Annotated in this window: 12 protein-coding genes; 10 read left to right on the top strand and 2 right to left on the bottom strand. The window is 77.3% G+C overall.

Annotated features, from left to right (window positions below; genetic code table 11):
• The coding region (locus ACI79O_RS23870; protein WP_456915363.1) for a glycosyltransferase family protein at window positions 1-868 on the top strand (868 nt) is incomplete at its 5' end.
• A 269-nt stretch (window positions 869-1,137) separates the two neighbouring features.
• Here the strand turns inward: ACI79O_RS23870 and ACI79O_RS23865 are convergent.
• Complete coding sequence (locus tag ACI79O_RS23865; RefSeq protein ID WP_456887241.1) at window positions 1,138-2,067, bottom strand: sigma-70 family RNA polymerase sigma factor; 930 nt, start codon at window positions 2,065-2,067, stop codon at window positions 1,138-1,140.
• Between the two features lie 169 nt (window positions 2,068-2,236).
• Between ACI79O_RS23865 and ACI79O_RS23860 the strand changes: the two genes are divergently transcribed.
• From ACI79O_RS23860 to ACI79O_RS23820, 9 genes are all read left to right on the top strand, one after another.
• Complete coding sequence (locus ACI79O_RS23860; RefSeq protein ID WP_456915362.1) at window positions 2,237-2,731, top strand: flagellar protein FlgN; 495 nt, start codon at window positions 2,237-2,239, stop codon at window positions 2,729-2,731.
• Complete coding sequence (gene flgK, locus ACI79O_RS23855; RefSeq protein ID WP_456915361.1) at window positions 2,728-4,146, top strand: flagellar hook-associated protein FlgK; 1,419 nt, start codon at window positions 2,728-2,730, stop codon at window positions 4,144-4,146. The genes ACI79O_RS23860 and flgK overlap by 4 nt, the downstream gene beginning before the upstream one ends.
• Window positions 4,143-5,048 (top strand): flagellar hook-associated protein FlgL, encoded by a 906-nt coding sequence (gene flgL / locus ACI79O_RS23850; RefSeq protein WP_456887237.1) that lies wholly within the window; start codon window positions 4,143-4,145, stop codon window positions 5,046-5,048. The genes flgK and flgL overlap by 4 nt, the downstream gene beginning before the upstream one ends.
• Window positions 5,045-5,449, top strand: a complete 405-nt coding sequence (fliW, locus tag ACI79O_RS23845; RefSeq protein WP_456887235.1) for a flagellar assembly protein FliW — start codon at window positions 5,045-5,047, stop codon at window positions 5,447-5,449. The genes flgL and fliW overlap by 4 nt, the downstream gene beginning before the upstream one ends.
• 72 nt (window positions 5,450-5,521) lie before the next feature.
• Window positions 5,522-5,839 carry a carbon storage regulator CsrA gene (gene csrA / locus ACI79O_RS23840; RefSeq protein WP_456887233.1) on the top strand — a complete coding sequence of 106 codons (318 nt, stop codon included), beginning with the start codon at window positions 5,522-5,524 and terminating at the stop codon, window positions 5,837-5,839.
• Window positions 5,840-6,033: 194 nt separating this feature from the next.
• Entirely contained in the window at window positions 6,034-6,456 is a 423-nt protein-coding gene (locus ACI79O_RS23835) for a hypothetical protein (protein ID WP_456887231.1), read from the top strand.
• Window positions 6,457-6,494: 38 nt separating this feature from the next.
• Window positions 6,495-7,589, top strand: a complete 1,095-nt coding sequence (locus ACI79O_RS23830; protein ID WP_456915360.1) for a flagellar biosynthesis protein FliA — start codon at window positions 6,495-6,497, stop codon at window positions 7,587-7,589.
• Window positions 7,590-7,737: 148 nt separating this feature from the next.
• A complete protein-coding gene (locus ACI79O_RS23825) occupies window positions 7,738-8,079 on the top strand; it encodes a hypothetical protein (protein ID WP_456887227.1) in 342 nt (113 codons plus the stop codon).
• Entirely contained in the window at window positions 8,076-8,840 is a 765-nt protein-coding gene (locus ACI79O_RS23820; protein ID WP_456915359.1) for a hypothetical protein, read from the top strand. The genes ACI79O_RS23825 and ACI79O_RS23820 overlap by 4 nt, the downstream gene beginning before the upstream one ends.
• 93 nt (window positions 8,841-8,933) lie before the next feature.
• Here ACI79O_RS23820 and ACI79O_RS23815 read toward each other — a convergent pair whose 3' ends face one another.
• The gene (locus ACI79O_RS23815; RefSeq protein ID WP_456915358.1) at window positions 8,934-10,814 is read right to left on the bottom strand and encodes an NlpC/P60 family protein; all 1,881 of its coding nucleotides are present in this window, start codon (window positions 10,812-10,814) and stop codon (window positions 8,934-8,936) included.
• Between the last annotated feature and the right edge of the window lie 252 nt (window positions 10,815-11,066).

Here is an 11,066-nt window from a genome sequence, read left to right as displayed (position 1 = left end):
CCACGACCCCACCACCCGCTATAGGCGCGCCTCCCGGCGCCGCCGGGCCCCCCGGGGGGGCGCGGTGGTCGTCGCCCGCCCCCCCCACCTCACCGCCCTCCCGCCCGGGCACCAGGGACACGAGGTGCTGGTGCGCCGCGGCGTCGGCCGCCTCGCCGAGGGGATCGCCCGCGAGGCCGACCTGGTCACCGTCTCGACGCCGAACCTGCTGCAGTTCGCACCCCGCGGGCGGGGCGTGGTCGTGCCCAACGCGATCCCGCGCCGGATCGCGGAGCTCCCGCCGGCCTACGAGCGGGAGCCCGAGGTGCTGACCATCGGCTGGGCCGGCACGGTCGGCAGTCACCCCTACGACCTGCAGGAGATGGGCTCGGGTCTGCAGCAGGCACTCGACCGGCACCCGGGTCGCGCCCGGTTCGCGATCATGGGTCAGGCCGGCAACGCCGGCGAGCGGCTCCGCCTGGCCGAGGAGCCCCTCGAATACCCCTGGGTCATGGACGTCGACGGCTACGCGACCGCGCTCGGCGAGCGCTTCGACATCGGCATCGCGCCGCTGCGGCTGGACACCTTCAACAGCTGCAAGAGCTGGCTGAAGGTGCTCGAGTATTCCGCCCGCGGCGTCTTTTCCGTCCGCTCGCCCAGCACGGAGTACGAGCGGCTGGGCCTGGGCTACCGCGCCAAGCGGCCGCGTGACTGGGCCACTGCGATCGCGCGGGCCGTCGAGGACGCCGACTGGCGCCGCGAGCACGCCGCCGCCGCGCGCGACCGGGTCCTCGCCCGGCACCTCACCGAGCACACCGCCGAGCAGTGGGCCGCGGCCTGGCGGCGGGCGCGCGAGGAGCGCAGCCGCGCCGATCGCATCGGTGCCTGAAGGGCCGCACACCTCCTCCCGGCTCCTTCGCGCTGCGTGCGTCCGCGCGCGCCGGGGTCTGCTCGTGAGGGCTCACCCTCCGTCAGCCTGAGGGCTGCTGCCGGCCGCTGTCCGAGCGGTCTCGCCGACGCCCCGGGGGGGCGCGGGGACGACCGAGCTGGCCGGCCCCGTCCCGGCCGTCCGGCTGCCGGTCGTCCGGCCTGCACGCCTCAGCGCCCGGGTCCTCCTGGGGACCCGGGCGCTCGCGTGACCGACGGGGTGGCGACGGCTCAGGCGGGGCGGGCGATCCCGTAGCGGAGCGCGGCGTGCACCGGCGCCGGACGGGGCGCGGGGATCGGCGACGGCACGGCGCGACCGGCCACCCGGTCGACGTAGAGCCGCTGCTGGTTGCGCGCGCGGACCCCGCCGTCGGCCGGCACCGACCGGCCCTCCCACACCTCGCTCATCGCCGCGTGCAGCAGGGTCAGCGCGCGGGCGCGCATCTGCGAGACCCGGGAGAGGGTGACCCCGAGGTCGGCGGCGATGTCGGTGAGCGACTCCCCGCCGAAGAAGTTCCGCTCCACGACCTCGTCGAGCCGGTCGGGCAGCGCGCGGATGGCGTCCTGCAGGTACCGGGCCCGCTCGCCGCGCAGGACCGCCCGCTCGGGCGACTCGCCGGGGTCGGGCAGGTCGAGCGTGCCGCCCTCGCTGCCGGTCTCGGCGTCGATGCTCACCATCACGGCGCGGTGCACGTCGACCTGCAGCGCCTCGAGCTCCTCGCGGCGCACGCCCATCTCCTCGGCGAGCTCCTCCCGCGTGGGCGGGCGGCCCAGGCGGATGGTGAGCGCGTCGGCCGCGGCGTCGGTGCGCCGGGCGGCCGCCCGCACCGAGCGGCTGGCCCAGTCGCCGGAGCGCAGCTCGTCCAGGACGGCGCCCTGCAGCCGGGGGAGGGCGTAGGTGGCGAAGGTGGCGCCGGCCGACGGGTCGAACCGGCGGGCCACCTCGACCAGGGCCACCTTCGCGCAGGAGAGCAGGTCCTCGCGGCTGACGTGGCCGGGCAGCGAGATGCGCGAGGCCACCGCGTTGACCGCGAACGAGCACAGCGGCAGGTGCTCGGTCACGAGCGCCTCGACCTCGGTCTCCGGTCGCAGGGCCTCGGGCCGCGGTGCGGCGGTGGGCAGCGGGGGAGCGGAGCGCGCGGCGACGGGTCGCTCGGTCACCGGGGGACGGGCAGCGGGCACGGTCCCCTACTCGGCAGGGACCCGGTCGGCCCGGACGCACAACTCCTGCCAATCCTGCGATCTCGGCTTGAGGGGCCGTTGCCCGCTGCCGACCGTCTGAGCGCATGGCGCGGACGGCGGGGACCCCCGCCGGGAGACGAGGGAGGCGGTGGCGGACGTGGACTACCAGCACCTGTCGACGCTGCTGTGGCGCGAGCAGGAGCTGCTCGACCTGCTGCTGTTCAAGGCGGAGGAGAAGCAGTACCTGATCCTGTCGGGCAAGACGCGCTGGCTGGCGCGCATCGCCCACGAGATCGAGGTCGTGCTCGACCAGCTGCGGACCCTCGAGGTGGAGCGCGCCGCGGCCACCGAGGCGATCGCCGTCCGGCTGGGCACCGGGGTCAACCCGTCGCTGCGCCAGCTCGCCGAGGCCGCGCCGGCGCCGTGGAACCACCTGCTGGCCCGGCACCACGAGGCGCTGCTGGTCCTGGTCACCGACCTGCGCAGCCTCTCCGACGCCAACCGCGAGCTCATCGAGGGTGGCCTGTCCGCGATCGGCGACGCGCTGCTGTCGGTCCGCCAGCCCTCCGCCGGCACCTACGGCGCCACCGGCCGCTCCGAGGCCGGCTCCTCCCGCGCGGTGACCCTGGACGGTGCCCTGTGAGCTCCTTCTCCGGCCTGAACACGGCCTCGACGGCGTTGTGGGCCGCCCAGCGCGGCCTCGACGTCACCGGTCAGAACATCGCCAACGTCAACACCGCCGGCTACTCGCGCCAGCGCGTGGACCTCGCCGCCATGGGCGGCACCGCCGTCCCGGCGATCCACTCGGTCAGCACCGCCGTCGACGGCGGCGTCGACGCCGAGAAGGTCCGGCGCGTCCGCGACGCCCTGCTCGAGGCCCGCGCGCAGCTGGAGACCTCGGCCGGCTCGCGGCTGGCCGCGGAGAGCGAGGCCCTCTCGCAGGTGGAGGACGCCTTCCGCGAGCCGGGCGACAACGGCATCCAGGCCATGCTGTCCGACGTCTGGAGCGCGTTCTCCGAGCTGTCCGACAGCCCGCGCACCGAGGCCGCGCGCAGTGCGGTGCTCGAGCGCCTCGACGTGCTCGCCGACGGCATCCGCACCACCCGGGCGGCGCTGGACCAGCAGTGGGACCAGACCCGCGACGGCGTGCAGGCCCTGGTGGCCGACGTCAACACCGCGGCGGCCTCGGTCGCCGAGCTCAACGGCGCCATCCGGCAGGCGACCCTGTCGGGCCTGCCGGTCAACGAGCTCTCCGACCGGCGCGACGCGCTGGTCCTGCAGCTGGCGACGAGCATCGGCGCCACCGGCGTGCCCCGGGCCGACGGCGTCGTCGACGTGACCGTCGGCGGCACCAGCCTGGTCGCGGGCAGCACCAGCACCGCCGTCCGGCTGGCCGGTGCCGACAACCCGGACGGCGTCGGCACCGACGCGCCGCGCCTGGTCACCGCTCCCGGCGGGACGACGCTGCGGCCCGGCGGCACGGCCGCCGGCCAGCTCACCGCCCTGACGGCGACGGTGCCGGCCTACCGCGCGGAGCTCGACGCGTTCGCCCGGTCGGTCGCCACGACCTTCAACACCGCGCACACCGCCGGCTACGACAACGACGGCAACCCCGGCCGGCCGCTGTTCGACGACGGCGCGGGCGGCACCACGGTCACCGCCGCCAACCTCACCCTGCGGTCGCTGACCCCGCAGCAGGTCGCCGCCGCGCGCACCAGGCCCGCCGACGCCGGCAACGCCCCCTCGGCCGACGGCGACAACGCCGACGCCTTCTTCCAGCTCAGCCTGGCCACCGACGGGGTGGACGCCACCTACCGCAGGCTCGTCGTCGAGCTCGGCGTCCAGGCCTCGGTCGCCACCCGCAAGGTCGAGGTCCAGTCGGTCGTCGCCGCCCAGGTCGACGCCGCCCGCGAGTCGGTGTCCGGGGTCAACCTGGACGAGGAGATGACGAACATGCTGTCGTTCCAGCACGCCTACAGCGCCGCCGCCCGCATGGTGAGCGCCATCGACCAGGCGCTGGACACCCTCATCAACCGCACCGGCACCGTGGGCCGGTGACGGGGGTGCGCATCACGCAGCGGGCCGTCGCGACGACCGCCCTGCAGGGCCTCAACCGCAACCTGGCCGAGCTGGGCAAGCTCCAGGAGCAGCTCACCTCGGGCAAGGTCGTCAGCAAGCCGTCGGACTCGCCGACCGCCGTCAACCGGTCCATGCAGATCCGCAAGGACCAGGCCGCCACCACCCAGCAGGCGCGCAACATCTCCGACGCCCAGAGCTGGATGGAGACCACCGACACCGCGCTGACCTCGATGGTCGCGCAGGTGCGCCGCGTGCGGGACCTCACCGTGCAGGCCGCCAACGACGGCAGCCTGACCCCGGCCGGCCGGGCCGCGATCGCCGCCGAGGTCTCGGCGCTGCGCGACGGCCTGCTCGGCCTGGCCAACGAGAACGTCGACGGCCGGCCGGTCTTCGGCGGCATCACCAGCGGGACGAAGGCCTACCGGGCCGACGGCACCTGGGTCGGCGTCGGCAGTGCCGACGGCACCGGCGTCGTCCCCATCCGGCGGCGGATCTCCAACGACGAGCAGGTCCGCATCGACGTGACCGGCCCGGAGGCCTTCGGCCCCCCGGGGGACGACCTGTTCACCGTCGTCGGCCGGATCGCCGCCGACGTGGCGGCCGGGCTCTCGGTGCAGGACGACCTCGCCGCCCTCGACGCCGCCACCGACCGGCTGCTCACCGCGGCGTCGACCGTGGGCGCCCGCGCCGCGCGCGTGGACAACGCGGCACAGGTCAACGCCGACCGGTCGCTGGCCCTGTCGAAGGCCCTGGCCAACGTCGAGGACGTCGACCTGCCGAAGACGATCATGCAGCTGCAGTTCCAGCAGACCGGGTACCAGGCCGCCCTGCGGGCCACCGCCCAGGTGGTCCAGCCCTCGCTCGTGGACTTCCTGCGGTGACCCTCGCCCCCGTGGTCACCCTGCCGCTGCTCGGCATGGTGTCGCCGCTGCCCGGGTTCCCCGACTTCCGTGACTACGTGCTCGTCACGGCCGACGGGGACGGCCTGCTCTTCTGGTTGCAGTCGATGGACGCCGACGGTCCGCGGTTCCTGGCCATCCCCCCGGCCCGGTACTTCCCGGACTACGCCCCGTCCCTGCCGCGCCAGGTACTCGTCGACCTCGACCTCGCCGACGCCGCCGACGCCCAGCTGCTCTGCCTGGTCACCGTGCCGGCCGAGGGGGTCGCGGCTGCGACGGCGAACCTGCGGGCCCCGGTCGTGCTCAACCCGGCGAACTGGCGGGCCACCCAGGTGGTGCTGCCCGACGGCCGTCATCCGATCCGGCGTCCCCTGCGCCGATAGGAGAGGAGGGCCCCGATCGTCGGGACGGGGCCCGTGCCAGGACGGCCACCACACACCCATGGAGGGGTACCCGTGCTCACACTGACCCGCAGCGTCGGCGAGACCATCCGCATCGGCGACGACATCGAAGTGCACGTCGTCGAGGTGCGCGGCGGCACCGTCCGGCTCGGCTTCACGGCCCCCCGCGAGGTGACCATCCACCGCGAGGAGGTCTACCGGCAGATCGCCGAGGCCAACCTGCTCGCCGCCCAGGTCACCGCCGACACGCTCGGCGCCCTCGCCGCCTTCGCGCCCGCCGGCGGCCCCGCCACGCCGCCCGCCGCGCCGCCGACCGGCCCCGCCGCGGGCCGGCCCGTGCGCCCCGCCCCACCGGAGGTCCGCAGCCGCTGAGCGACTTGCACGGACGGCGGGCCCGCACCTCGGCAACTCCTGCCGGAGCGCGGGCCCGCCGGATCGGCCGGCTCCTCCGCACGGGCAAGACCTGACGAAGGTCGGCTCGCAGATTGCAGAGGGCACGGCGAGTTGTGTGCCCATCACTGTCCGCTCATGCGACAGAGTTGCCCCCGAGCACGACACAGGGGGCGATGGAGATGCAGCACAGCGTGATGGCAGCGACCCAGCAGGCCGACGAGACCGTCGTCGTCCACGTCCAGCTGCGGCCGCGGCGCGGGTCCACCCGGCGCTGCCTGGCCGAGCTGGCCGCGCTGGCCGCCGTGCACCCCTCGGTCGCCTTCTCGGTCACCGGGCTGGGCAAGGACGAGCGCGTCGTCCGCGTGACCGTCGGCGTCGAGCTCGGCCCGCGCGCCGGCATCGCCCGCTTCTCGCCGCAGGCGCAGGCCGCCTACGCCTTCGTCAGCGACCTGTTCACGGTCCTCTACGACCACATGCCGGTCTACGCCACCGAGCCGGCCGCCGGTGAGCGCGCCGCGGCCGAGGCGCTGCTGGGCTCCGGTGTCGACGTCGCCGTCGGCGCCGTGGAGTCCCCGGTCGTGCCCGTCCCCGCCTGAGGCGCCGTCGCCTCCCCCGTGATCGACCAGGAGCACCGGTGACCTCCAGCCCCCCGACCGCCGACCCGGCCGTCGACGCCGGCAGCCGCGCGCCGCTCGTCTTCGGCGGCATCCCCGAGGCCGAGGGCTTCGCCGCGGTCCCGATCACCGCCCGGGACCGGGTGCACTTCCGCGTCGACCGGGACCTGCCGCTCGCCGAGTTCCGCGCCGACCTGCCCACGGGCGTCACGGTCAGCCACGACGAGGGCGAGGGGCTCTACCGGGTCGACGGCCCGTGTGGCCAGGGGCAGGTCCTCGCCGACTGGATCCGCGCCTGGTGCGCCGGCCGCGGCTGCGCCACGGTGGGCCTGCGCGCGGAGGCCGGCGTCCGCCGCCGCGCGCCGCGGGACCTGCCGAAGGCCTTCCTCGAGGACCTGTGCCGGCACTACCACCCGGTCAGCCTCAAGCGGCTGCAGCGCAACTCGAGCACGCTGCGCCTGCACGTGCCCGACCCCGACGACCTGCACCAGCAGGTGGCCGAGTGGATCCTCAAGGCCGTCGGCCAGTACGACGAGACCAAGGGCGTCCCGTTCGGGGCCTTCCTCGCCACCCAGCTGTCCAAGTGGGTGCACGACCTGGGCCGCAGCGCCCACGGCCGGACGGCGGCCGACACGGAGAACCGCCAGCAGAAGGCGCTGGCCGCCTTCCAGGCCGAGCACCAGAGGCGGCCCACCGAGCGCGAGCTCGCCGACTACATGGGCCAGAGCGTCGCGACGCTGCGCCGCAACTCGCAGACCGTCGCCACCCTCAACGGGCTGCGCAACCTGCAGTCCCTCGACGGCGGCCCGGACGCGGCCGAGGTGCTGGTGCCCGACTCCACCGAGGCGCCCGACCAGATCATGGACGAGGCCGAGCAGACGCTGCTGTCGCACGCGCTGACCGCCGCCTGCGCGCCCGACCCGACCGCCGCCCGCGGCCAGCGGGCCGCCCAGCCCAACGTGCTGGGCTGGGCCACCTGGTACCTGACCACCTGGGGCGGGCAGACCAAGACGCAGGTGTCGGCCGACCTGGGCACCTCGGTCCGCAACATGAACGTGCACGCCGACCGCGTCGAGCGGGCGCTCAAGGACCGGTTGACCGAGCTGTCCGAGTGACGGGGGAGTAAACGGCCGGAACGAGTCCGTTACCGACGGGTCCATCGCGGCTCCGGCCTGCCGATACCGAGGACGTGACCGCGAGTCCCCGCCGCAGCGCCGCCGCCGGGGGACCGGGACCGGAGGCACCGACGGGGGGAGGTGTGCGGTGAGCGTGCTGCCCGCGGGCGATCCCGCCGTCGTCCTGCTGCCGCACTGGCTGTCGGAGGCCGACCGCGAGGCCCTGGCCACCGCGGTCCGGGCCGGCCTCGCCGCCCCGGGCGTGCACCCGGTCACCGCCGTCCACCTCGCCGACGTGCTCACCGAGCTGCACGTGGCGGCCGCCCGCGACGCCGTCTGGCCCGCCCCCGCCGCCCGCGTCCGCCGCGTGACCGGCTGGTCCGACGACGTCCTGCCGGTCCGCCTCTCGGCCGCCGAGCTCGACAGCGTGCTCGGGCTGCCCGCGCTGCCGGCCCCGTTGCGCACCGCCCTGTCCGGGCGCCGCCCGTGATGCCCCAGCGCTCGCCGCGCGCGGCGGCCGGCCTGCTGTCGCGGCTGCGGCCGGCGGCGGTCGGCGTCGACGACGTCCGCGCCGCCGCGGCCGCGGTGCTCCCGGCGGTGGCCACCGGGGGCCTGCGCGCCGCCGTCCTCACCGATCCCGCCCGCGGTCCGGTGCTGGTCCTCGCCGAGGACGAGCGCCGTACCCGGCTGCCGCTGCGCGACCTCGCCGAGGACATGACCGACGCCGGCGTGCCGCCGACCGCCGACGCCGTCGCCGCCGCGCTGACCGCCGTCGTGGCCGGGCGCCCGGTCAGCGACGCCGCCGCGGCCCGCGCCGGGGTCGCCGTCCTCGACTGGACCGACGCGGGGCGGTCCGCCGTCGGCTGGCGGGTCGTCGTCCGCCGCGGGGAGCGCACGGTCGCCTGGACGCCGTCGGACCGGGCCGACGCCGCGGTGGTCGACCGCACCCGCAGCGGCGCCACCGCCCGGGCCGCGGACGCCGGCGGCGTGCTGCGGGTCGAGGGCCCGGTGGCGCTGTGGTCGCACCCCGGCGCGCCGATGCTGGCCACCGCGGCGCTGGCCGCCCCCGACCGGCTGCTGGGGCGGATCGCCGACGCGGGGCTGACCCTGCGCGACCCGCACGTCGTGGTCACGCCGATGCGGCCGCTGGCCTGTGCCGTGCCCGGGGTGGCCGACCGCCTGGCCGGCCTGACGGGGGAGGCCTGCGTGCGCCTGCCCTGGGCCGGCCTCCCCACCCTGCGCTGGCTGTAGGAGGACCCGCCCGCCCCGTCGAGATCCCGTGATCTCGACGCTCCAGCGCCCTCCGCGCGTCGAGATCACGGGATCTCGGCCCGCGGGGACACCTCAGAGCAGGTCGCCGAACTCCCAGTGCCACGGCTCGGGCTTCTCGCCGCCGGGTCGGGCCCAGGCGGGGTTGACGAAGCCGAACCGGCCCGCGTGCTCGGTCATCCACCTCCACTGCGGCGTGCCGGCGACGTGGACGCCGCCGCACAGGTCCACCGCCAGCGCCCAGCCGTGGTTCGACGTGCCCGGCACCGCGGCCAGGGCGGGCTTGCGGCGGAACGCGTCGACCTGCGCGGCGATCGACCGGTAGGAGTCGGTGATGCACAGCGGGCTGCCGAACGCCGCCTCGTACGCCGCCGCCAGAGCGGTGTAGCCGGCCGCGGCGTCGCAGCGCAGCGCGTGGCCGCGGGCGACCGGGCACAGCGCGTCGGCGGGGATCCGGCCGTTGCCCCAGCCGCCCCACGCGGGGCTCACCGGCCCGGCCGGCGGCGGGGGCGCGCCGCAGGCACCCCGGCCCGACGCGGTCACCGGCAGCGGGGCATTCGGCTGCGCCGGGGCCGGCAGGGTGACCCGCACCGCGCGGGCGTCCCCGGGCATCGACCGGACGCCGACCCGGTAGGTGGCCGCGGAGGCGCCGAGCACCTCGCCGTCGCCCACGTAGACCCCGACGTCCGAGCCGCCGTCGGAGACGACCAGGTCGCCGACCTGCAGCTGGGTGGCGGGCACGACCGCGGCGGCCGACCACTGCCCGGCCGCGGTGACCGGCAGGTCGTACCCGGCCAGCAGCCACGACGCGGCGGTGAGCCCGCCGCAGTCGAAGCTGTCGGGTCCGGTGGCGCCGGCGGCGTAGGGGTGGCCGGCCTGCGCGAGCGCGCTGCTGACCGCGGTCACCGTCTCGGCGGGCAGCACCGTCACCGGCCGGTTGCCGGCGACCGCCCACGCCACGCCGGGCACGGCCTGGCCCGCGGCGTCCAGCGCGGGGGAGAGACCCTCGGGCAGCCGGCCCGGATCGGCCAGGTCGGCCGCCGGTGGCGGCTCGATCCCGGCCGAGGCGAGCTCGGCGAGGTACCCCTGCCAGCGCTGCAGCGCCGCGGCGTTGCGCTGCTGCTCCGCGCCGGCGGCGGACACGGTGCCGAGCGCGGCCAGCTGCGCGGCGACGTCGAGCCCGAGGCCGCCGGCGCTCTCCCGGACCCCGGCCAGCAGCGTGCGGGCCTGCGCGGTCGCGGTGTCGACGGCGGCCCGTGCCGCGGCCACCCGGTCCGCTGCGGCCTCGGCGGCGGCCGCGGCGCGCTGGGCCCGGACGACGGCGGTCTCGCGTTCCCCGGCGGCGCGGTCGGCCAGCGCCTGCCGGTACAGGACGTCGGAGGTGGTGCCGGGCGTGCCGGCGTCCAGCGCGAGCACCGGCATCCGCCCGGTGGCCGGCGTCCGGTAGAGGTCGGCCGCGGCGGCGCCGACGGTGGCCTGCTCCGCGGCGAGGGCGGTGCGGGCGGCCTGCTCGTCGGCGACGGCGGCGGCGAGCTCGGCCTGCCGCGTGCTGACCTCGGCCTGCACGCGGCGGTAGGCGTCGGCGTCCTGCAGCAGCGTGCTCCGCGCGGCCAGCGCCAGGCCGGCCGGGTCGCCGGCGACGGTCGCCGCGCCGGGGGCGGACGTGGTGGGAGCCAGCAGCACGGTCAGCACCGGCACCAGCAGGGTGGCCAGGCCGACGACGAGCAGCCGGGTGCGCCAGGGGCCCCGCGGGTGTGGGCGAGCGGCGGCCCGGCGCCGGGCGGGTGCCCGCCGGGTGCGGCGGGCGGGCTTGCGCGACCGCGCGGGCGGGCGGTGAGCCGGGCGCGGGGACCCGGCACCGCCGGCGGCGGCGCGGGCGGCGAGCAGGGCGCGCAGCGCCTCGGCCTCGCGGGCGGTGAGCGGACGGCGGGGAGCGGGCGTGCGTGGTGCAGGCACGGCGGGGTCCCCCGGACGGTCGCGGTCGGCTGGCCGCGCTCCGGTGCGGAGCGCTCGCCGTCAGATCGACCGTCCGGGGGACCCGGAGGAGGGACGCGGGAGCGGGCCTCACCCCTCCGGGGGAGAGGCGCGGGGGGGGGGGGGGGGGGGGGGGGGGGGGGGGGGGGGGGGGGGGGGGGGGGGGGGGGGGGGGGGGGGGGGGGGGGGGGGGGGGGGGGGGGGGGGGGGGGGGGGGGGGGGGGGGGGGGGGGG

This window comes from Geodermatophilus sp. SYSU D00696 (assembly GCF_054050235.1).
Note: the sequence above shows the minus strand (reverse complement) of the source record. Positions and strands in the feature narration are given on the sequence as shown.

What these genes read in the sequence shown, in the direction of transcription:
- ACI79O_RS23835 (WP_456887231.1), top strand. Translation starts at nt 6,034, where the DNA reads ATGGAGATGCAGCACAGCGTGATGGCAGCGACCCAGCAGGCCGACGAG.